Origin of the sequence: Rhodopseudomonas sp. NSM (assembly GCF_052445935.1) — a bacterium.
GTDB lineage: Bacteria > Pseudomonadota > Alphaproteobacteria > Rhizobiales > Xanthobacteraceae > Rhodopseudomonas.
This window is the reverse complement of record NZ_JBQTCH010000004.1, coordinates 302,496-323,683: the sequence shown is the minus strand read 5'-3', so window position 1 is coordinate 323,683 and position 21,188 is coordinate 302,496. Positions and strand designations below refer to the sequence as shown.

At 66.9% G+C, this 21,188-nt stretch carries 23 protein-coding genes and 2 tRNA genes; 20 read left to right on the top strand and 5 right to left on the bottom strand.

The features are described from left to right. The first annotated feature begins 12 nt into the window (after nt 1-12). Nucleotides 13-2,331, top strand: coding sequence for a N,N-dimethylformamidase beta subunit family domain-containing protein (locus ACTZWT_RS13475; protein WP_444770184.1), 2,319 nt, complete (start codon nt 13-15; stop codon nt 2,329-2,331). A gap of 262 nt (nt 2,332-2,593) precedes the next feature. On the opposite strand, the gene ACTZWT_RS13470 is transcribed toward ACTZWT_RS13475, so the two are convergent. Continuing rightward, a tRNA-Thr gene (locus ACTZWT_RS13470) sits at nt 2,594-2,668 on the bottom strand. A 197-nt stretch (nt 2,669-2,865) separates the two neighbouring features. After that, nucleotides 2,866-3,312, bottom strand: a complete 447-nt coding sequence (locus tag ACTZWT_RS13465; RefSeq protein WP_444770183.1) for a nuclear transport factor 2 family protein — start codon at nt 3,310-3,312, stop codon at nt 2,866-2,868. 92 nt (nt 3,313-3,404) lie between these two features. Between ACTZWT_RS13465 and ACTZWT_RS13460 the strand changes: the two genes are divergently transcribed. The 3 genes from ACTZWT_RS13460 to ACTZWT_RS13450 all read left to right on the top strand — a co-directional run bounded on the left by ACTZWT_RS13460 (nt 3,405) and on the right by ACTZWT_RS13450 (nt 5,958). Further along, the gene (locus ACTZWT_RS13460; protein ID WP_444770182.1) at nt 3,405-3,596 is read left to right on the top strand and encodes a hypothetical protein; all 192 of its coding nucleotides are present in this window, start codon (nt 3,405-3,407) and stop codon (nt 3,594-3,596) included. A 33-nt stretch (nt 3,597-3,629) separates the two neighbouring features. Beyond that, nucleotides 3,630-5,336, top strand: a complete 1,707-nt coding sequence (locus tag ACTZWT_RS13455; RefSeq protein ID WP_444770181.1) for an FAD-dependent oxidoreductase — start codon at nt 3,630-3,632, stop codon at nt 5,334-5,336. A gap of 124 nt (nt 5,337-5,460) precedes the next feature. Then, complete coding sequence (locus tag ACTZWT_RS13450; protein WP_444770180.1) at nt 5,461-5,958, top strand: hypothetical protein; 498 nt, start codon at nt 5,461-5,463, stop codon at nt 5,956-5,958. 127 nt (nt 5,959-6,085) lie between these two features. On the opposite strand, the gene ACTZWT_RS13445 is transcribed toward ACTZWT_RS13450, so the two are convergent. Beyond that, entirely contained in the window at nt 6,086-6,388 is a 303-nt protein-coding gene (locus ACTZWT_RS13445) for a hypothetical protein (protein WP_444770179.1), read from the bottom strand. A 201-nt stretch (nt 6,389-6,589) separates the two neighbouring features. On the opposite strand from ACTZWT_RS13445, the gene ACTZWT_RS13440 reads away from it, so the two are divergent. The 14 genes from ACTZWT_RS13440 (at nt 6,590) to ACTZWT_RS13375 (ending at nt 18,229) form a co-directional block, all read left to right on the top strand. Continuing rightward, nucleotides 6,590-6,874 carry a DUF3551 domain-containing protein gene (locus tag ACTZWT_RS13440; protein WP_444770178.1) on the top strand — a complete coding sequence of 95 codons (285 nt, stop codon included), beginning with the start codon at nt 6,590-6,592 and terminating at the stop codon, nt 6,872-6,874. 167 nt (nt 6,875-7,041) lie between these two features. Next, complete coding sequence (gene murA, locus ACTZWT_RS13435) at nt 7,042-8,331, top strand: UDP-N-acetylglucosamine 1-carboxyvinyltransferase (RefSeq protein ID WP_444770177.1); 1,290 nt, start codon at nt 7,042-7,044, stop codon at nt 8,329-8,331. 20 nt (nt 8,332-8,351) lie between these two features. Further along, on the top strand, nt 8,352-8,810 hold the full coding sequence (locus ACTZWT_RS13430; protein ID WP_444770176.1) for a DUF2948 family protein: 459 nt from the start codon (nt 8,352-8,354) through the stop codon (nt 8,808-8,810). Nucleotides 8,811-8,946: 136 nt separating this feature from the next. Further along, entirely contained in the window at nt 8,947-10,242 is a 1,296-nt protein-coding gene (hisD, locus tag ACTZWT_RS13425) for a histidinol dehydrogenase (protein ID WP_444770175.1), read from the top strand. After that, complete coding sequence (locus ACTZWT_RS13420; protein ID WP_444770174.1) at nt 10,239-10,730, top strand: UPF0262 family protein; 492 nt, start codon at nt 10,239-10,241, stop codon at nt 10,728-10,730. Before hisD ends, ACTZWT_RS13420 begins: the two co-directional genes overlap by 4 nt. 45 nt (nt 10,731-10,775) lie before the next feature. Beyond that, nucleotides 10,776-11,234, top strand: coding sequence for an arsenate-mycothiol transferase ArsC (locus ACTZWT_RS13415; protein WP_444770173.1), 459 nt, complete (start codon nt 10,776-10,778; stop codon nt 11,232-11,234). A 319-nt stretch (nt 11,235-11,553) separates the two neighbouring features. After that, the gene (locus tag ACTZWT_RS13410; RefSeq protein WP_444770172.1) at nt 11,554-12,711 is read left to right on the top strand and encodes an AAA family ATPase; all 1,158 of its coding nucleotides are present in this window, start codon (nt 11,554-11,556) and stop codon (nt 12,709-12,711) included. Nucleotides 12,712-12,818: 107 nt separating this feature from the next. Beyond that, nucleotides 12,819-13,442, top strand: coding sequence for a Maf-like protein (locus tag ACTZWT_RS13405; RefSeq protein ID WP_322515628.1), 624 nt, complete (start codon nt 12,819-12,821; stop codon nt 13,440-13,442). Beyond that, a complete protein-coding gene (yacG, locus tag ACTZWT_RS13400; RefSeq protein ID WP_444770171.1) occupies nt 13,432-13,632 on the top strand; it encodes a DNA gyrase inhibitor YacG in 201 nt (66 codons plus the stop codon). The genes ACTZWT_RS13405 and yacG overlap by 11 nt, the downstream gene beginning before the upstream one ends. A gap of 144 nt (nt 13,633-13,776) precedes the next feature. Beyond that, nucleotides 13,777-13,852, top strand: a tRNA-Phe gene (locus ACTZWT_RS13395). A gap of 171 nt (nt 13,853-14,023) precedes the next feature. Beyond that, complete coding sequence (locus ACTZWT_RS13390; RefSeq protein ID WP_444770170.1) at nt 14,024-15,154, top strand: 8-amino-7-oxononanoate synthase; 1,131 nt, start codon at nt 14,024-14,026, stop codon at nt 15,152-15,154. Next, nucleotides 15,151-15,792: a dethiobiotin synthase gene (bioD, locus tag ACTZWT_RS13385; protein ID WP_444770169.1), complete on the top strand. Its 642-nt coding sequence runs from the start codon at nt 15,151-15,153 to the stop codon at nt 15,790-15,792. Before ACTZWT_RS13390 ends, bioD begins: the two co-directional genes overlap by 4 nt. Beyond that, nucleotides 15,789-17,048, top strand: coding sequence for an adenosylmethionine--8-amino-7-oxononanoate transaminase (locus tag ACTZWT_RS13380; protein ID WP_444770168.1), 1,260 nt, complete (start codon nt 15,789-15,791; stop codon nt 17,046-17,048). The genes bioD and ACTZWT_RS13380 overlap by 4 nt, the downstream gene beginning before the upstream one ends. A gap of 434 nt (nt 17,049-17,482) precedes the next feature. Beyond that, nucleotides 17,483-18,229 carry an HAD-IA family hydrolase gene (locus ACTZWT_RS13375; protein ID WP_444770167.1) on the top strand — a complete coding sequence of 249 codons (747 nt, stop codon included), beginning with the start codon at nt 17,483-17,485 and terminating at the stop codon, nt 18,227-18,229. A 21-nt stretch (nt 18,230-18,250) separates the two neighbouring features. Here the strand turns inward: ACTZWT_RS13375 and ACTZWT_RS13370 are convergent, their stop codons facing one another. Continuing rightward, nucleotides 18,251-18,670 carry a PaaI family thioesterase gene (locus ACTZWT_RS13370; RefSeq protein WP_444770166.1) on the bottom strand — a complete coding sequence of 140 codons (420 nt, stop codon included), beginning with the start codon at nt 18,668-18,670 and terminating at the stop codon, nt 18,251-18,253. A 75-nt stretch (nt 18,671-18,745) separates the two neighbouring features. On the opposite strand from ACTZWT_RS13370, the gene ACTZWT_RS13365 reads away from it, so the two are divergent. Both ACTZWT_RS13365 and ACTZWT_RS13360 read left to right on the top strand, forming a co-directional pair. Continuing rightward, entirely contained in the window at nt 18,746-19,372 is a 627-nt protein-coding gene (locus ACTZWT_RS13365) for an NUDIX hydrolase (protein ID WP_444770165.1), read from the top strand. A gap of 91 nt (nt 19,373-19,463) precedes the next feature. After that, on the top strand, nt 19,464-20,684 hold the full coding sequence (locus ACTZWT_RS13360; RefSeq protein ID WP_444770164.1) for a hypothetical protein: 1,221 nt from the start codon (nt 19,464-19,466) through the stop codon (nt 20,682-20,684). Nucleotides 20,685-20,699: 15 nt separating this feature from the next. On the opposite strand, the gene ACTZWT_RS13355 is transcribed toward ACTZWT_RS13360, so the two are convergent. Further along, nucleotides 20,700-21,008, bottom strand: a complete 309-nt coding sequence (locus ACTZWT_RS13355; RefSeq protein WP_444770163.1) for a hypothetical protein — start codon at nt 21,006-21,008, stop codon at nt 20,700-20,702. Nucleotides 21,009-21,188: the final 180 nt, after the last annotated feature.

Below are 21,188 nucleotides of genomic sequence, written 5' to 3'. Positions count from 1 at the left end.
AAGCCGTACACCATGGCCGAGAAGAAAATATTCGGATACGCCGACAAGATATCGGTCAAGCCAGGCGATGATATCTCGTTCTACGTTCACGCCGACGGCACCGACGTGGTCGATGCGCAACTGGTGCGCCTGATCCACGGCGACGCGCATCCGGCCGGCCCCGGCTATCGCGAGGATGAGATCGCCTGCGAGGCCAACGGGGTGTGGCGCGTCCGCAAGCAGTTCACCCAGGTCGGCTCGTATCTCACAGTGGCTGATCCGGAGCGACGCCTCGCGCTGGACGGCAGCTTCAGTCTCTGCACTTTCGTCAATGCCAACAGCCCGGGCGGCGGCCGTCGCCAGTGCCTGCTGGGGCGATGGGACGCCTTCGGCAATCGCGGCTACGGCCTGTGGCTCAATCCCGACGGCTTCCTCGAATTCGGCTTCGGCGACGGCCACGAGGTCGATTATCTCGACGCTGAAGTGCCGGTGTTGAAGGACAATTGGTACTTCGTGGCGGCGACGTTCGACGCGACCACCGGCGTCGCGACGCTGTATCAGGAAGGCGTGTCGACCCGCTACAATTCGCTGCTGAGCAAGGTCGCCAACGTCGATTTCCGCTCGCATGTGCGCGAGACGCTGCGCTTCCGGCCGGTCAACCCGCCGGACCTGCCGTTTCTGCTCGCCGGCGCGCGCGATCACCACACGCTACGCGGCGATTTCGTCACCCAGTGTCTGAACGGCAAGCTCGACCGGCCGTCGGTGTTCGATCGCGTGCTGACGCGGGAGGAACTCGACCGCTATCGCGACAACGGGGCCCCGCCGCAGAACGGTTTGGTGGCGTTCTGGGACACCACGCAGGGCTACACCGCGAACGGCATCGGAGATCAGGTGATCGATGGCGGGCCGTATGGCCTGCATGCGATCGGATATAATCGCCCCGTCCGCGCCCAGACCGGGTTCAACTGGCAGGGCCGCGACGACTGCTTCCGGCTGGCGCCGGAGCAATATGGCGGCATCGAGTTTCACGACGACGCTATCATCGACTGCAAGTGGGAACTGACGCGGTCGATCAAGCTTCCTGATCTACGCAGCGGCGCCTACGCCTTCCGCTTGCGCACCGGCGACGCCAAGGGGATGCGCGAGGAATACGTCGTGTTCTTCGTCCGGCCGGTGACGCCGAAAGCGCCCATCCTGTTCCTGGTGCCGACGGGCAGCTACCTGGCCTATGCCAACGAGCATCTGAGCTTCGACGCGGAGATCATGCAGCCGCTGGCGGGGCAGTCGCCGATCCTTTCCGAGGTCGACATCGAATTGTACCAGACCGCCGAATTCGGCCTGTCGCTGTATGATCATCACGCCGATGGCGCCGGGGTCTGCTACAGCACCTATCGCCGACCGATCCTGAACATGCGGCCGAAGGCGCGGATGTCGTCGATGGGCGTGACCTGGCAGTTCCCCGCCGATCTGTCGATCATCGCCTGGCTCGAACACATGGGCTACGACTACGAGATCACGACCGACGAGGATCTTCACCGCGAGGGCGTCGATGCGCTGAAGCCTTACAATGTCGTGCTGAGCGGCACGCATCCGGAATACACCTCCGAAGCGATGCTTGACGCGACCGAGGACTACATCGCGGCGGGTGGCCGTTTCATCTATCTCGGCGGCAACGGTTTCTATTGGAACGTGGGCTACCACAGCGACGATCCGTGGTGCATGGAAGTGCGGAAGCTGAATTCCGGCATGCGTGCGTGGCAGGCCCGCCCCGGCGAGTACTATCTGGCGACGACCGGCCAGAAGAGCGGCCTGTGGAAGGATCTGGGGCGGCCGCCGCAGAAGATCTTCGGCGTCGGCTTCATCTCGGAAGGTTTCGATTCGGCGCGGCCGTTCCGGCGGATGCCGGACAGCTGGCACCGCCGTGTGTCATGGATCATGGACGGCATCGAGGGCGAAATCATCGGCGATTTCGGTCTGGCGCAGGGCGCCGCCGGCGGCATCGAGATCGACCGCTACGATCTGACGCTCGGCACGCCGCCGCATTCGCTGATCGTCGCATCGTCCGGCGGACATAGCGACAACTACCAGACCGTGGTCGAGGAAGTGCTCTATCCCTATCCCGGCCTGTCGGGATCGCACGATTATCGCGTGCGCGCCGACATGGTGTACTTCACCGCCCCGAATGACGGCGCGGTGTTCTCGACGGGGTCGATCGCCTTCAGCCAGTCGCTGCCCTACCAGAACTTCGACAACAACGTGTCGCGCCTGCTCGGGAATGTCGTGACCGCATTCAGCAAACCCGGCAAGCTGCCGGGCTGGGCATGGTCAGCCGAGGAGAAGCAGTGGCGGTGACGCCGGGCCTTTCGTCTGGAGGAGAGATGCCGGCGGTCACCCGCCGCCAGGGGGATCGATAGCGGCCGGATCATCGGTTGCGAACAAACGTCGAACAGTTTTGCATCGTCTCGCAGTCGAACCGCGCCGCGGACGCGATGTTCGACCAGGAGGTCATGCCCTGTTCGGCAAAGCGAACCGTGCCGGCTGTCGAAGAACGCCGCCCCCGCAGAAAAAGCGCTTAATCGTCAATTAGATCGGTGGCCTAGAAGCGCCAATGCGCTGGTGCTGCCGGGGAGGATCGAACTCACGACCTCTCCCTTACCAAGGGAGTGCTCTACCACTGAGCTACGGCAGCATAAGCCGCTGCGGGAATCAGCCTCGACGGCCCCGTGCGACGGGCCGATCCTTGCCACAGGGCATCCGCGGGCGCAAGCGTGCCGCGCGTTCAGGGCGGTGAAAAAGCAACGGTCGTCCGGAATGCGCCGTTCTGCAAAGCGCGATGGATAACAAAGGGATGCCGCCAGGGCGGCAGCGCTTTGACGGGATGCGACTTTAGCCCGGGTCTGGTTTGAGCTTCATTTCCAGCAGTCGCGGTCCGATCCGGCTCCCGACCGCCTCGGCGACTGCCGACAGCGCTTTCAGCGGCCGTATCATCACCTCGAACTCCTCGATCAGCCCGTCCTCGCCAAGACGCATCAGATCGATGCCGGTGAGGTGCAATTGTCCGATATCGGCGCTGAATTCGAGCGCAGCCTCGCAAGGTCCTGCGACGAATGTTCGTCGATAGCGTAAATTATCGAGCACGCTGGCGACCGCGACCACAACCAGCAAGGATGCGTCGCGGCCCTGGATCGGCGACTGCACTGCGGGCGAATGAAACGTCACCTGTTCGGACAGCAGTTTCCGCAAAGCGTCCGCGTCGCCGGTTGGCAGAGCCTGGTGCCAGCCCGCGATGGTGCGTTGCGACGCTGCCGCCAGCGCATATGTGTGATCGGACATTCCATCTCTCCGAAATCGATGATTCAAATGCAGATCAGCGACCAAACAATGATCGAGGCGACGGTCGCCGAAGGTCTCGAGCAAAGCACGCCATGAACGATACGCCTATCCGACCGCTGCAGGGGGCCACCACCCGTCAGGCGCGACTGCGGGATGCGTTGCGCGAGAATTTGAAGCGTCGCAAGCTGCAGGCGCGCGGCCGGGCAGACCAGACGAAGGACTCGGGCGATGACGCCGGATTCGTTCAAGACATCGCGATCGGGAAAGCAGATGACGCGACCTGATGCGACAGCATTGCAGGCCGAAGGACGACATCGATGACCGGCGATGAGATTGACGGGGCGGACCTCGAGGGCGTGGAGCGGGTCTATCCGCGCTACGACCAGACGTTTCCGGTGCTGACGTCGGCCGAGATCGAGCGGATCCGTCGCTTCGGCCAGATCCGGCGGTTCGCCGATGGCGAGATGCTGTTCGAAACCGGCAAGATCGGCCCGGGCATGTTCGTGGTTCTGGCGGGCCATGTCGCCGTCACCCAGCGCGACGGGCTCGGCCATGTCACCCCGATCGTCGAGCAGGGACCGGGACAATTTCTCGCCGAAATCAGCCAGTTGGCCGGCCGCGTCTCCCTGGTCGATGGCCGCGCCGATGGTGACGTCGAATGTCTGCTGATTCCGCCGGAGCGGCTGCGGGCGCTGTTGGTCGCCGAGGCGGATCTCGGCGAGCGCATCATGCGGGCGCTGATCCTGCGCCGCGTCAACCTGATCCAGGGCGGCGTCGGCGGGCCGGTGCTGATCGGTTCCGCGATGTCGTCCGATGCCGTCCGGCTGATGGGCTTCCTGACCCGCAACGGCTGGCCGTTCCATCTGCTCGACCCCGCGACGGATCGCGACGCTGCCGATCTGGTGACGCGCTTTTCGCCGGGCCCCGACGATCTGCCTCTGGTCGTGGCGTCCGACGGAACGGTGCTGCGGAATCCGAGGGAGGCCGAACTCGCCCGCGCAATGGGCATGATCGGCAAGCTCGACCCCGGCAAGGTCTACGACGTCGCCATCGTCGGCTCCGGCCCCGCGGGCTTGTCGACCGCGGTGTATGCGGCGTCGGAGGGCCTGTCGGTCGCGGTCTGCGATCAGCGCGCGTTCGGCGGACAGGCCGGCGCCAGCGCCCGGATCGAGAACTATCTCGGATTCCCGACCGGCATTTCCGGCCACGCGCTGACCGCGCGCGCCTTCAACCAGGCCCAGAAGTTCGGCGCCGACATCATGATCCCGGTCGAGGTCAAGACGCTCGAATGCGGCAGTGACGACGGCACCTTCGCGCTGACGCTCGACGACGGCGCAGCGCTGCGCGCCCGTGCGATCGTCGTCGCCAGCGGCGCGCGCTATCGCCGTCCCGAAATTGCCAATCTCGCCGCGTTCGATGGCCGCGGGGTGTACTATTGGGCGTCACCGATCGAGGCGCGGCTGTGCAAGAATCAGGAGGTGATTTTGGTCGGCGGCGGCAACAGCGCCGGGCAGGCCGCGGTGTATCTGTCGACGCATGCGGCGCGCGTCCATATGGTGATCCGCGGCGGCGGCCTCGCTTCCAGCATGTCCCGCTACCTGATCGAACGGATCGAATCGACGGCGAATATCGAGTTGGTTTTCAACACCGAAGTGGTCTCCGTGGACGGATGTTCCGATGGCGGTCTGGAGCGGGTCACATTGCGCAGCCGCCTCTCCGGTGAAGACGCGACGATGGATGTCCGCAATCTGTTCTTGTTCGTCGGCGCCGACCCGGCCACCGGCTGGCTCGACGGCTGCGGCATCACACTCGACCGCGCCGGCTTCGTGATCACCGGCGCAGCTTCCGGGGATCTCCGCCAGCGGCCGGCACAAGCGCTCGAAACGTCGGTGCCGGGCGTGTTCGCGGTCGGCGACGTGCGCTCGGGGTCGGTCAAGCGGGTCGGCGGCGCGATCGGCGAGGGCGCGCAGGTGGTCGCCGCGCTGCACGGCTTCCTTGCGGATTCACTACAGCCGGTGAAGTAGTTATCACCGCTGCCTGCGCCGACGGCACGGTGCCGCCGATCGAGGCAGTGGCGGCTGATAACAAGTTCTGGAAAGATGATGTCGATCATGCTATAGGAGTGACAGGCAGTCGCAGGAGTGCGCCATGGTCCTCGGGATGAGTCTGGCGACGTTCACCCTCGTTCACACGGTCATCAGTCTGATCGCGATTGTCGCCGGGTTTGTTGCGATGGCCGGGCTGCTCAGGTTCAGATTCTTGCCAGGTTGGACGGCGCTGTTTCTCGTGACGACCATCCTCACCAGCGTGACGGGGTTTCTGTTCCCGTTCTTTCAGCTGTTGCCGTCGCACATCGTCGGGATCATCTCGCTGGTGCTGCTCGCCGCCGCCGTGATCGCGTATTACGGCTTTCGTCTCGGCGGGCGATGGCGTGCGGTCTACGTCGTCACCGCCATGCTGTCGCTGTATCTCAACGTCTTCGTGCTGATCGTTCAGATATTCCAGAAGATCGGCCCGCTGCGCGACATCGCGCCGAACCAGAACGAACCGCCATTTCTGGCGGCGCAGGTGATCGCCTTGCTGATCTTCGTCGTCGCTATCATTGCCGGGCTGCGCCGCGGCCATCCGGCCCAGCGCTTCGCCTGAGATTCGGACGAACCGTCACCTCCCTGTGCCCGAAGTCCGCGCCTCGAGCCTCCAAACAAAAGCCCCGGCGAGATGCCGGGGCCGTTGTGGTCGATCTGGACTGTCCAGAGCGGTACGGGATCGCTGATCAGCGCCCGGTTCCGGTCTGCGTCCCGTTGTTGTTGCCGCGCGGGCCGACGTCACCCTGGGTGGACGACGGGGTCGGGTGATTGGCGCCGTTCATGCCTTTGCCGCTCATCCCCGTTGTCGCCCCCGGGGCCATCGTGCCCTTCGCCGCAGGCGCCATGGTGCTGGGCTGGCCGCTGCCGACATTCTTCGAGCCCATCGCGTTGCCGCGCGAATCGGTCTGGCCCTGAGCCGCCGCAGCAAGCGTCGTGGCCAGCAGGGCGGCGGCGGCGATACCGGTAATCTTGGACATTCGGGACTTCATGTAACCTCCATTGATCGGTTTTCGTATTGTCAGTGCAGAGCTTGATCAACGGTACGAATGGTGCTCCGTTCCGAAGGAACTGCACGTCATCGGTCTGAGGCTGGCGTCGGGCGGGCCGCAGTGACATATGACCGCGTAGAGGGTGTGCCGAGGAACGCGGGCGAGGCCGCCGGGTTTGTCGACAATCACGGAGAAAAACAGATGAAACACAGTTTGAAGCACCTGGGCTCCCGGTCGCGGGGGGCCGCGCTGGCGTCGGTGATCGTCGCAGGCGGCCTGTTTGCCGCTGCCCCGGCCGAAGCTCGCGATTACGCCTATTGCCTGACGTCGCCGGGATACGGCTATCCTGGCGATTGCAACTATGCGTCTTACCGGCAGTGCATGGCGGCGGCGTCCGGCCGGTTGGCGGATTGTAACGTCAATCCGCGCGTCTCCTTCCGCGAGCCGAGGCGGCGGGATTTCAGGACCTACGGCGACCGCTGGTAGAGCAGCGCACCGTCGACCAGAGAATCAACGGGTGGCTGACCGTCCGTTGATTCATGGGCGATTGCGGCTGATCGCAGCCGCCGCTCATGAAATCGCCTCAAACGCCACGCTTTTGCCATCAGCGGCGCTCCTGCCGTATAACTCCACGGCAAACAGCGGGAATCGGTATGGATCGCATTCGGATTATCGGCGGCAACAAGCTGCACGGCACCATCCCGATCTCGGGCGCCAAGAACGCGGCGTTGCCGTTGATGATCGCCGCGATGCTGACCGATGAAACGCTGATCCTGGACAATGTGCCGCGCCTCGCCGACGTCGCCCAGTTGCAGCGGATTCTCGGTAACCACGGCGTCGACATCATGGCTGCCGGCAAACGGCCCGGCGACCATGAATATCAGGGCCAGACCCTGCATATCTCCGCGAAGAACATCATCGACACCACCGCGCCCTATGAGCTGGTGTCGAAGATGCGCGCGAGCTTCTGGGTGATCGCGCCGCTACTGGCCCGGATGCACGAGGCCAAGGTGTCGCTGCCCGGCGGCTGCGCCATCGGCACGCGGCCGGTCGATCTGTTGATCATGGCGCTGGAAAAGCTCGGCGCCGAGCTGTCGATCGACGCCGGCTATGTCGTCGCCAAGGCGCCCGGCGGCCTGAAGGGGGCGACCATCGAATTCCCCAAGGTGACTGTCAGCGGCACCCATGTCGCGCTGATGGCGGCGACGCTCGCACGGGGAACGACGATCATCGCCAATGCGGCCTGCGAGCCGGAGATCACCGATGTCGCCGACTGCCTCAACAAGATGGGCGCGAAAATCACCGGCGCCGGCACGCCCCGCATCCTGATCGAGGGCGTGGCCAAGCTCCACGGCGCGCGCCACACCGTATTGCCCGACCGGATCGAGACCGGCACCTATGCGATGGCGGTGGCGATGACCGGCGGCGAGGTGCAACTCTCCGGCGCCCGGCCCGAGCTGCTGCAGTCGGCGCTCGATGTGCTGACGGAGGCCGGCGCCACCATCACGGTCAACAATGACGGCATCAGGGTCGCGCGCAACGGTGCCGGCATCAGCCCGGTCACGGTCTCCACCGCGCCGTTTCCCGGCTTCCCGACCGATCTGCAGGCGCAATTGATGGCCCTGATGACGCGCGCCAAGGGCGCCTCGCACATCACCGAAACGATCTTCGAAAACCGCTTCATGCACGTTCAGGAGCTGGCGCGATTCGGCGCCCGCATCCAGCTCGACGGCGAGACCGCGACCATCGACGGCGTCGCCCGGCTGCGCGGCGCACCGGTGATGGCGACCGATCTGCGCGCCTCGGTGTCGCTGGTGATCGCGGCGCTCGCCGCCGAAGGCGAGACCATGGTGAACCGGATCTATCATCTCGACCGCGGCTTTGAGCGGCTCGAGGAGAAGCTCTCCGCCTGCGGCGCCAGCATCGAGCGCATCAGCGGATGAACCATGCCGCGGGGGCTGCCTTGGGCCAGTTGAAGCTGCTCGCTCTGGATCCCGACGATCTCGCCGTGATCTCGGCGCACGTCCAGGATGCCAGCGTCGAAACCGGCGACATCGTCTGGCGCCAGGCCGAGAAACGGCTGGTGGTCGGGCTGCACCGGCTCGACTGGGAGCAGACGCTGTCGGGTGCGCCAGTCCCCGGCCGGCTGATCGCGGCATTGCGATTCGATCGGGTGCTGGCCTGCAAGTCGCGCAACATCGCGATCGATACCCCGGAGACCGCGCTCGAAATGATCGGGATCGAGTTCTATCCGGCGCAGGAAGCGCCGGCCGGCAGCGTGGTGCTGATGTTTTCCCGCGGGGGCATGCTGCGGCTCGACGTTGAGTGCCTCGAATGCGCGCTGACCGATCTCGGGCCTGACCCTCTCGGCGCCGACGCTGCCGGGAGCGACTCTCCCGAGGACCTCGGCGGTCTCGCCTGAGACCGCCTTGCCGGTCGGATCGGAGCCGTCCGGCAGGTCCGGCATAACCCTTGAGGCATAAGGGTTGACGGCGGTAGGTCGGCGCGCCATTGAGCATTCGCGGCCTTGTGGGCCTTTGTGACTCCGGAAGCTTCCAATGCCAGTTCGTCTCGACAGCGCCAGCACCGATTTCGCTCAGCAATTCAAGGCCTTCCTGGCCATGAAGCGCGAGGTCGCGGCGGATATCGAGGCCGCCACGCGGGCCATCGTCGACGACGTCGCGGCGCGCGGCGATGCGGCGCTGCTGGAGGCCACCGCGAAGTTCGACCGGCTGACGCTGGACGCGGCCGGCCTGCGCGTCACTGCGGCCGAGATCGAGGCCGCAGTGCAGGCCTGTGATCCCGCGACCGTCGAGGCGCTGAAATTCGCCCGCGACCGCATCGAATTCTTCCACCGCCGGCAATTGCCGAAGGACGACCGCTTCACCGACGCGCTCGGCGTCGAGCTCGGCTGGCGCTGGAGCGCGATCGATGCCGTGGGGCTCTACGTGCCCGGCGGCACCGCGGCGTATCCGTCGTCCGTGCTGATGAACGCGATTCCGGCCAAAGTCGCCGGCGTCGGGCGCGTCGTGATGGTGGTGCCGTCGCCGGACGGCAAGCTCAATCCGCTGGTGCTGGCCGCCGCTTCGCTCGGCGGCGTTACCGAGATCTACCGCGTCGGCGGCGCGCAGGCGGTGGCCGCGCTGGCCTACGGCACCGCCACGATCGCGCCGGTGTCCAAGATCGTCGGCCCCGGCAATGCTTATGTCGCCGCCGCCAAGCGGCAGGTGTTCGGCCGCGTCGGCATCGACATGATCGCCGGCCCGTCCGAGGTGGTGGTGGTCGCCGACAGCACCGGCAATCCGGACTGGATCGCCGCCGACCTGCTGGCGCAGGCCGAGCACGACGCCAATGCGCAGTCGATCCTGATCACCGACGACGCCGAACTCGCCGACGCCGTCGAACGCGCCGTGACGGCGCAACTCACAACGCTGCCGCGCGCCGAGATCGCCCGCGCATCGTGGGAGGCCTACGGCGCGATCATCAAGGTCGCGAAGCTCGACGACGCGGTCGGCCTCGCGGACGCGATCGCCGCCGAGCATCTCGAAATCATCACCGCCGATCCGGAAGCGTTCGCGGCGAAGATCCGCAATGCCGGCGCGATCTTCCTCGGCGCGCACACGCCGGAGGCGATCGGCGACTATGTCGGCGGCTCCAATCACGTGCTGCCGACCGCGCGTTCGGCGCGGTTCTCGTCGGGTCTCGGCGTGCTCGACTTCATGAAGCGCACCTCGATCCTGAAATGCGGCCCCGAGCAGCTCGCCGCGCTGGGTCCGGCGGCGATGACGCTCGGCCACGCCGAAGGTCTGGATGCTCACGCGCGCTCGGTGGGACTGCGTCTGAATCGGCGATGAGCACCTCGCAACCAGACGATTCCAACAATCGCATCGTGGCGGTGACGCTCGACGAGGAATCGATCGGGCGGTCCGGACCGGACATCGAGCACGAGCGCGCGATCGCGATCTACGATCTGGTCGAGAAGAACCTGTTCGCGCCGGAAGGCGCGGGCGAGGGCCCGTTCACGCTGCATATCGGCATCACCGGCTCGAGGCTGATGTTCGACATCCGCCGCGAGGACGGCACGCCGGTGGTGGCGCATCTGCTGTCGCTGTCGCCGTTCCGCCGCATCGTGAAGGACTACTTCATGATCTGCGACAGCTACTATCAGGCGATCCGCACCGCGACGCCGGACAAGATCGAAGCCATCGACATGGGCCGCCGCGGCATCCACGACGAAGGCTCGCGCACGCTCCAAGAACGCCTCGCCGGCAAGGTGCGGATCGATTTCGAAACCGCGCGCAGGCTGTTCACGCTGATTTCCGTGCTGCACTGGAAGGGCTGAGGCGGATGATCGGGGTGGTCCGCCTGTCGAAGCGAGCCTGACCTGATGGCGCCAGCGCGGCAGCCGCAAGCGGTTCTGTTCGCCTGCGGCATGAACAGCGTGCGCTCGCCGATGGCCGAAGGATTGCTGCGCAGCATCGCGCCGCGCACGATGTATGTCCGTTCGGTCGGCGTGAAGAAGCTCGAACTCGATCCGTTCGCGGTGGCGGCGATGGCCGAGCGTGGCCTCGACATCTCGAAGCACAAGCCGATGACCTTCGAGGAACTGGAGGACTACGAGGGGCTGAATGTCGACCTGATCGTGACGCTGTCGCCGGAGGCCCATCACAAGGCGCTGGAGCTGACGCGCACCAGCGCGGTCGACGTCGAATACTGGCCGACCTTCGATCCCACCGGCGTCGAAGGCAGCCGCGAGCAGAAGCTCGCCGCCTATCGCGACGTCGCCGATACCCTGATGCAACGCATCTACAAGCGCTTCGGCCGCCACAGTGGAGGCAATGAGTAGCTCTATGTTCTTGCCTGCTGCTGTTTTGCAACCAGCACTGAGCAACCTCTCCCCGCGCGCGGGGAGAGGTCGGTCCGCATCGCCAGATGCGGACCGGGTGAGGGGGCGTCTCGACGAAGCCGAGAGTCAGCCCCTCGCGTTGCCCCTCGCCCCGACCCTTTCCCCGCAAGAGCGGGGCGAGGGAGCGCGCTGGGCGTGGTGGAATTCATCGTTCAAACACAGCGCCCGATAGACGCAGGCAGATGCTCACGACGCGCATGGGAAACGCCGCCGCCGATCTGGTATTCAGTGACTCTCGCGACGCCTCCGCAGGTGAGGGATGATCACACGACTCGCTGTTTCCGGCTATCGATCCCTGCGCGACGTCCGGCTGTCGCTCGGTCCGCTCAACGTCGTCACCGGCGCCAACGGCACCGGCAAGTCGAGTCTGTATCGTGCGTTGAAGTTGCTTGCGGATATCGCGCAGGGGCGGGTGATCCAGTCGCTCGCCGCCGAAGGCGGGTTGCAGTCGACGTTGTGGGCCGGGCCGGAGACGCTGTCGCGCGCGATGAAGCAGGGCGTGCATCCGGTGCAGGGCACGACGCGCAGCAAGCGGGTCGGGCTCAAGCTCGGCTTTGCCGGCACGGACTACGGCTATGCGATCGACCTCGGATTGCCGCCGACGCCGAACAGTTCGTTGTTCGCGCGCGATCCCGAGATCAAGGCCGAGAGCGTGTGGACCGGCGACCTGCTCGGCCGCGCCAATGCGTTCGCCGAGCGCCGCGGGCCCTCGGTGCGGGTGCGCGACGAGGGTGGCCAGTGGCGCGAGACCTATCGGACGCTCGCGACTTTCGACAGCATGATGACGCACTGCGCCGATCCCAAGGATGCGCTCGAACTGCTGCTGCTGCGCGAGCGCATGAACGGCTGGCGGTTCTACGATCAGCTCCGCACCGATCGCGACGCGCCGGCGCGGCGGCCGCAGATCGGCACCTATACGCCGGTGCTGGCGAGCGACGGCGCCGATCTCGCAGCCGCGATTCAGACCATCATCGAGATCGGCGATCCTGACCGGCTCGACGACACCGTCGCCGATGCCTTTCCCCGCGCGCGCCTCGCCGTCGCAGCCCTCGACGGCTATTTCGAACTGGCGATGCAGCAGCACGGTCTGCTCCGCCCGCTGAAGACGGCCGAATTGTCGGACGGCACGCTGCGCTATCTGCTGCTGGTCGCGGCGCTGCTGTCGCCGCGGCCGCCCGAGCTGATGATCCTCAACGAGCCTGAAGCGAGCCTGCATCCGGACCTACTGCGCCCGCTGGCGCGGCTGGTCGCCGCGGCCGCACAGCGCTCTCAGATCGTCGTGGTGTCGCACGCCGAGGGTCTGGTGTCGGCGCTCGGCCGCGAGGCCGATTGCCGCGAGATCGTGCTCGACAAGGAGCTCAGCGAGACAGTCGTGCGCGACGCCGATCCGCCGTCCTGGAACTGGCCGTCGCGATAGTTCCAGCGGCGTAACGCTCCTTTCTGCAGACCGGCTGTTGTCGTCACCCCTGCCTTCCGATAGGTTCCGCGCTCCTTTCCCGCCATCGCTCGAATCAAAAGTTCCGCATGCTCGGCCGTCCCAAACTCGTTCTCGCCTCCGGCTCGCCGCGACGGCTTGCGCTGCTCAATCAGGCCGGGATCGAGCCCGACGCGCTGCGCCCGGCGGATGTCGACGAGACCCCGATCAGGGGCGAATTGCCGCGCGCTTGCGCCAATCGGCTGGCACGCGCCAAGGCCGAGGCGGCGCTAAAATCGGTGCAGCTCGACGACGATCTGCGCGGCGCCTTCCTGCTCGCCGCCGACACCGTGGTGGCGGTCGGGCGCCGCATCCTGCCCAAGGCCGAACTGGTCGACGAGGCGTCGCAATGCCTGCGGCTGCTGTCGGGCCGCAACCACCGCGTCTACACCGCGGTCTGTCTGGTGACGCCGAAAGGCGGCTTCCGCCAGCGCCTGATCGAGACCAAGGTCCGCTTCAAGCGGCTGTCGGAGGAGGACATCGACGGCTATGTCGCCTCCGGCGAATGGCGCGGCAAGGCCGGCGGCTACGCCGTGCAGGGCATCGCCGGCAGCTTCGTGGTCAAGCTCGTCGGCTCCTACACCAACATCGTCGGCCTGCCGCTGTACGAGACGGTGTCGCTGCTCGGCGGCGAAGGCTACCCGATCCGTTTCGGCTGGCTCAATGCCTCCTGACGCGCCCGCAGACAGGTCCGGCGCCGGCAAATCCGCTGCGGCAAAGCGGTGTCCGGTCTGTGGCAAACCCGCGACTGCGGAATCCCGGCCGTTCTGCAGCGAACGCTGCCGCGACGTCGACCTCAACCGCTGGTTGTCCGGCGCCTACAAGATCCCGGCCGCCCCGGCGGACGACGACGAGGACAACTGAGGGGCGGGCGGGTCGGCCGCGGTCCTGCTTGGCTTGCAGAGTCCCGAACGATTTTCCCCGACAAAGCCACCCCCGGACGGGTGGACAGCGCCGCCGCGGCTGACTATAACCCGGCGCTCCCCCGGCCTTCGCGCCGGGCGGAACGCCCAGGTAGCTCAGTTGGTAGAGCATGCGACTGAAAATCGCAGTGTCGGTGGTTCGATCCCGCCCCTGGGCACCATCCCCCAGAAGACTTGCGACCCCGTTGATCACGACGATCTGACGGTGCCGTTTGATCCGACGAGCTGGATCGCGCGACGATGGCTCGCCTCGACCGATCATCGCGCCGGCGCTGCGGACCACGACAGCATCATGCCGGACGGATACGAAGCCGCACAGCGAGACAATCATCATGCATGAAGCATTCGAGTCCGACCTGCGCGAACTCGCGGGCCGGGGGCGGCTGCGGTCGCTGCGCGCGCGGGCGGGGTTCGATTTCACGTCGAATGATTATCTCGGCCTCGCCGAATCCGAGGAGCTGAACCGCGCGGCGGCGGACGCCGTGGCGCGCGGGGTGCCGGTGGGGTCGGGCGGTTCGCGGCTGCTGCGCGGCAATCACCCCGAGCACGAAGCGCTCGAGACCGAGGCCGCGGCTTATTTCGGCGCCGAGACGGCGCTATATTTCGGCGGCGGCTATGTGGCCAATCTGGCGATCTTTTCGACGCTGCCGCAGCGTGGCGATCTGGTCGTGCACGACGAACTGATCCATGCCAGCGCCCATGAGGGAATGCGCCGCGGGCGTGCCGAATGCGTGGCGGCGGCGCACAACGATGCCGATGCGTTCGACGCCGCGGTGAAGCGCTGGCGTGCGGCCGGCGGCAAAGGCCGGCCGTGGCTCGCGGTCGAGAGCCTCTACAGCATGGACGGCGACAGCCCCGATCTCGACGCGCTGCTCGCGGTCGCCGACCGCCACGACGCGATGCTGGTGATCGACGAGGCGCACGCCACCGGCGTGCTCGGGCCGCAGGGCCGCGGCCTCGCCGCAAGCCTCGAAGGCCGCGACAACGTCGTCACGCTGCACACCTGCGGCAAGGCGCTCGGCACCGTCGGCGGCTTCATTCTGGCGCCGCGCACGATCCGCGACTTCCTCGTCAACCGGGCGCGACCTTTCATCTTCGCGACCGCGCCGTCGCCGTTGGTCGCCGCGATCACGCGCGCGGCGATCGAATTGTCGCGCACCAATCCGGCGCGGCGGGAGCGGCTCGCGCGCCTCGTGCAGTTCGCCGGCGGCGAGCTTCGCCGCTGTTGCGGCATCGCCCCCTCCGGGTCGCAGATCCTGCCGGTGATCATCGGCGCCGACACAGCCGCCGTCGCGGTCGCCGCCGCGTTGCAGCGGCGCGGTTTCGATGTCCGCGCGATCCGGCCGCCGACCGTGCGGGAGGGCACCGCGCGGCTGCGCATCGCGCTGACGGCGACGATCGACGAGGCGACGGTCGCGGATCTGTTCGCGGCGATCGCCGAAGAGATGCGGAAGGCGGCATGACCCAGACCATCATCGTCACCGGCACCGACACCGGGATCGGCAAGACCGTGTTCGCGGCCGCGCTCGCCGGTGCGCTGAATGCGACCTATTGGAAGCCGGTGCAGGCCGGCATCGAGGACGAGACCGACCGGCAGGCGGTGCTGCGGCTGTCCGGCCTGGCCGAAGCGCGCTTGTTGCCGGAAGCCTATCGGCTGAACACGCCGGCCTCGCCGCATCTCGCCGCCGAGATCGATGGCGTCACCATCGATGCGGAGGCGCTGGTGCTGCCGGACGTCGACGGGCCGCTGGTGGTGGAAGGCGCCGGCGGATTGCTGGTGCCGCTGACGCGGAGTCTGACTTACATCGACGTGTTCGCGCGCTGGCGTGCGCCGGTGGTGCTGTGCGCGCGCACCACGCTCGGCACCATCAATCACACGCTGCTGTCGATCGAGGCGCTGCGCGCGCGCGCGATTCCATTGCTCGGCGTGGCCTTCATCGGCGACGCGAATGTCGAATCCGAGCGCGTCATCGCCGGGATCGGCCGCGTGCGGCGGCTCGGCCGTCTGCCGCTTCTTCCCCAACTGAGCGTCGATGCGCTGCGCGCGGCGTTTGCGCAGAGCTTCAATGCCGACGACTTCCTGAAAGACCCCGCCCCATGACATCGACCTCGCCGGTCTGGCATCCCTTCACCCAGCACGCGGTGCAGCCCGAGGCGACGATGATCGCGAAGGGCGAGGGCGCGTGGCTCGAGACTGCCGATGGCCGGCGGATTTACGATGCGATCTCGTCGTGGTGGGTGGTGACCCATGGCCATCGTCATCCGCGAATCGTGCAGGCGATCAAGGACCAGGCCGACCGGCTCGATCAGGTGATCTTCGCCGGCTTTACCCATGAGCCCGCGGAAAAACTGGCGCGACGTCTGGTCGCGATCACGCCGCCCGGGCTCGACTACGTGTTCTTTTCAGACAGCGGCTCGACCGCGGTCGAAGTCGCGCTGAAGATGGCGCTGGGTTTCTGGCGGCATCGCGGCGAGGCCCGCAGCCGGATCCTGGCGCTGCAGGGCGCGTATCACGGCGACACCATCGGCGGCATGTCGGTCGGCGAGCGCGGCGTCTTCAACGCGCCTTACGATCCGCTGCTGTTTCAGGTCGACCGGCTGCCGTTTCCGGCGGAAGGCCGCGAGCAGGCGACGCTCGATGCGCTGGAGACGTCGTGCCGCGCCGGCGGCGTCGCAGCGTTGATCGTCGAGCCGCTGATCCTCGGCGCCGGCGGCATGCTGATGTATCCGCCCGCGGTGCTCGCGCAGATGCAGCGGATCTGCGCCAGCCACGGCGTCCTGCTGATCGCCGACGAAGTGATGACCGGATGGGGACGCACCGGCACGCTGTTCGCGTGCGAGCAGGCCGATGTGGTGCCCGACATCGCCTGCTACTCCAAAGGTCTCACCGGCGGCTCGCTGCCGCTGGCGGTGACGCTGTGCCGCGCGGAGATCTTCGACGCGCACTACTCGACCGATCGGGCCCGAACGTTCTTCCATTCAAGCTCGTACACCGCCAATCCGATCGCCTGCGCGGCGGCTCTGGCGAATCTGGAGATCTGGGACGCCGAGCCGGTCCGCGAGCGCATCGCGCAACTGGCGGCGTGGCACGCGGCGAAGCTCGATCGCTTCCGCGACGACAAGCGGTTTGCAAATGTCCGGCAGCTCGGCACGATCGCAGCGCTCGATGTCGTCTCCGGCGACGCCGGCTACATGGCCGACATCGGTCCTCGCCTTCATCACGGTTTTCGCGAACGGGGTCTGCTGGTCCGGCCGCTCGGCAACACGATCTATCTGATGCCGCCTTATTGCAGCACGCAGGCCGATCTCGATCTGGTGTACGACGCGATCGGCGAGATCGTGGACGGGATCTCGTAACTCGCACGCGCGTCCAACGGGCCGGGTGGCGCGGACTCCGGCCGGGTCGCGCTCCTCGGAGTTCGACTCAAAATGAAGAGCGACAAGATCAGGCGCTCAGGTTCGTCTTTGCTCGCAACGGCGGGAGAGGCGTTGATTTTGCGGCCTGTATTTCCGGTCAGACTCTCAGCCGAGCTCCTGAACCACATGGTCGCAGTTGGAGCAGCGGAAGACCACCTTCGACGGCTGATGCGTCCGCCTCGGCAAGCGGCCGAGCAGCTTCATGTCGCCACCGCAAATCTCGCATTTCCGCGAAGATGATTCCGAAGGATGAGCCATGGATATAGCTTGATGTCACTGTAAAGATTACTTTACACGGTGCTCAAACCTTTGTCAGGCATGATTTTTGTTCATTATTTGAGGGGCCTGGGCGGCTTGTTGAGTGAAGGGGTTAAATGATACCAGCAGCTTTGATCTTCGACGTCGACGGCACGCTCGCGGAGACGGAAGAGCTTCACCGGCAGGCTTTCAACGACACCTTCGCCGCGGAGGCACTGCCCTGGAACTGGGACGCGCCGGCCTATCGGCGGCTGCTGGAGGTCGCCGGCGGCAAGGAGCGGATCGCGCATTTTCTGCAGTCGGAGCCCGAGGGCGCCGCGCGCGCCGCGGGCCGGATCGCCGAACTGCACGCGGCCAAGACCGGCCGCTACACCGCGCTGGTCGCAGCCGGCGCCACGCTGCGGCCGGGGGTGGCGCGGCTGATCCGGGAGGCCAAGGCGGCCGGCGTGCGGCTGGCGATCGCCACCACCACCAGCCTGCCGAATGTCGAGGCGCTGCTCGGCGCGTCGCTGGGCCGCGAGGCGATGACGCTGTTCGACGTGGTCGGCGCCGGCGATGTCGTGCCCGCGAAGAAGCCCGCCCCGGATATCTATCACCATGTGCTGGAGCGCCTCGCGCTGCCGGCCGCGCGCTGCGTCGCGTTCGAGGATTCCACCAACGGCGTGCGGGCGGCCCTCGGCGCGGGGCTCGCCACCATCGTGACGCCGGGGATCTACACCGAGGGCGACGATTTCTCCGGCGCGCTGGCGGTGCTGAGCGATCTCGGCGAGCCGGACGCGCCGTACCGGCATCTCGCCGGTGCCGGTGCTGCCGACGAACTGGTGACGCTCGACGCGCTGGGGCGCTGGCTCGAACCCGCCTGAGTCGAGACCGGTGGTCCGGTCTCAGCGCGGCCGGACGATCTTGAACACGCCGTTGGCGAGGATGACGCAACGGCCATCGACGCTCACTTCGGTCGAGGTGAAGATCAGGCTGCGGGTCGCGCGCACCACCCGCGGCCGCGCGATCAGGAGGTCGCCGATCTCGCCCGCATCGACGAAGTGCGTGTCGAGTTGCACGGTCGCGACATGCGGCGCGCCGGACTGTTCGCGCGCGGCCATGCCGGAGGCGCGGTCCGCCAGCGTCATCATCAGCCCGCCCTGCACCAGGCCGCGGCGGTTGCGGTGCTTTGCAGCCGTCGCGATCGCGTATTCATGATGGCCGTCGACGACGCGATGCCACAGCGGCCCGACCAGATCGATAAAGCCGTCGTCGTGGATCACGGCCCAGCCGTCGGCTTTCAGGCTGCGGGCAGTCTCGGTCATGCGCGGTGTTTCCTTCGCCACGGAAACGCCGCGGCGATGGTTTCCTCGGGCACGCCGCCGGTGTAGTCAAGCCGGATGAGCCATCTGCACAACGACACCCTGCGGGCCGACATCGCCGCGCGCTGCCGCACCTTTCCGCGCCACGACGACGGCCTGACGCCGCAAGGCCTCAAGCGCGCCGCCGTCGCCATCACGGTGGTGGCCGGCCCCGACGGCACGGCCTCGTTCCTGCTGACATTCCGCGCCGCGCGGCTGCGCGCGCACAGCAACCAATGGGCGCTGCCGGGCGGCCGCTGCGACGCAGGCGAGACCGCGCCCGAGACCGCGCTGCGCGAACTGCACGAGGAACTCGGCCTCGCTCTGCAGGCCGGCGACGTGCTCGGCATGCTCGACGATTATCCGACCCGCTCCGGCTATCTGATCACCCCGGTGGTGGCGTGGGCCGCAGCGGCGACGGAACTCGCGCCCAATCCCGACGAGGTCGCCTCGGTGCATCACATTGCGCTCGCCGACATCGCGCACGAGGAGGCGTTCGATTTCACCCGGATTCCGGAGAGCGAGCGCCGCGTGGTCAGGTTCCGCCACGCCGGCGACTACATCCACGCGCCGACCGCGGCGCTGATCTATCAGTTCCGCGAAGTGCTGGCCGGCCGGGTGACGCGCGTCGCCGATCTGGAACAGCCGGTGTTCGCCTGGAAGTAGTGTCCGGCAGCGGACGCATCGGGTCTGCGATTTGTCGCAGGCGGCGAAGCGAAGTGATTCATTCACCACTCGATGCGATATGATTCGCCGCATGCTGATCGCCTCGATTCGGAACCCGCTCCGCTCTTCCTCGCTCCGCAAGCCGGGTGTCGCGCTGCTGACGCTGCTCGTGACCGCGTCGCTTGCGCCCGCCCAAACCGCCGCGCCGCTGCCGCCACGGCTCGCCAATGCGATGGCGCAGGCCGCCTCGCCGCAGGCGATCGCCGAGTATCGCTACCGGCTGCAGCAATATCAGGCCGCGCGCGCCGAATACGACGCCGACGCCCAGGCGTATTGGAACGCGATCGCCGAGAAGCGCCGCACCCGCAACGCCAAGCGCCGCGCCGGCGACCGGGTGACGGAAGACGACTACGTGCTGGCGCAGCCGCCGCTCTATACCGGGCCGAAGCGCCCGGTGGATCCGGAGCCGTCACGCCAGCCGCCGCGCGAGCGCAGCACCATTCCGGTGGTCGCCGATTTCCTGAAAGCCTCCGCGCAATACTATCAGTTCACGCCGCAGCGGCCGACGGCGGAGGTCGAATTCAAGCGCGCTTACGCCCGCGTCGCCCGCGCCATGGGGCTGACCCCCGAGCAGGCGGTGCGGGTCTATGCGTTCGAGACCGGCGGCAACGGCGATCACGACATGCAGTCGGGGCTGAGCAAGTCGCGGCCCGGCTCGCGCGCGATCTCCACCGCGATCGGCTACAATCAGTTGCTCACCACCAACACGCTGGTGCTGCTGGCCGAGCAGGGCCATCACATCCTCAAGGCGCTGAACGACAAGGCGGCGCGATTGTCCGGTCCGCCGCGCGCGGCGCTGGAGCGCAAGATCGCCGTGGTCAAGCGGATGGTGGCGTTCGCGCGGTCGATCCCGGGCAACTGGAGCGAGCACGAGAAGCTCGGCCGCACGCCGCAGGGCTGGGGGGTGCATGCGCTGGTGCTCGACATCGATGTCGGGCCGCTGCTGCAGACCCACAAGCTGCTGACGTCGGTGAATTTCGCGCGGCTGAAGGGCTATACCCAGCCGCTGACCGCCGCCGAGCTGGAGATGATGAATCTCACCGGCGACGGCACCGGGCTCGACATGGTGACGATGCCGCAGGCGATGCGCGAGATCGTGCCGACCGCGAATTTCTTCCAGCGCTCGGGCTACGAGCGCAATCCGGTGGCGATCCGCCACAACACCGTGGCGAAGCTGCTCGCCGTCACCGACGCGCGGATGGATGCCAACAGCAAGAATCCCGGCGCGCGCGAACTCGCCGCCGCGTTCTGACGGCGCCGGCTTCGATCAACGGTCCGGGCCGAACCTGAAGCTGCCGTCGTCCTCGAGGAACGGCCCGGTGCGCATGTAGAGCTGGCCGTTGGCGCCGATGAAGAACAGCGTGTTCTTCGGCACCTTCTTGGCGCCCTTGAACAACTCCTTGGCGTTGCTGGTCCCCATCTTGTAGGCGAAGGTCTTGCTGTCGCGGGTGTAGCCATAGCCCATGTCCGGCGACAGCACCCACGGCGTCGGCTCCTCGGCGCGCGCGGCGAGCGGCAATGCGAGCGCGCCGACAACCGCCGCCGCCAGCAGCGTCTCGAGGGATCGGGCGATCATGGCTGCAGTCTCCTTCGACTTCCGACTGGTGCGCCGCATGTGACAGTCAGATGTGTGACATGGCGGGCGAGTCGTGAGCTTGAACAAATCACGAACGATACGATTCCGTCAAGCAGACGACGGGTCTGGTAACACTGGATGCGCTCCTTCGTCACTATCCGTCGGGACTCTTTCGCTCGC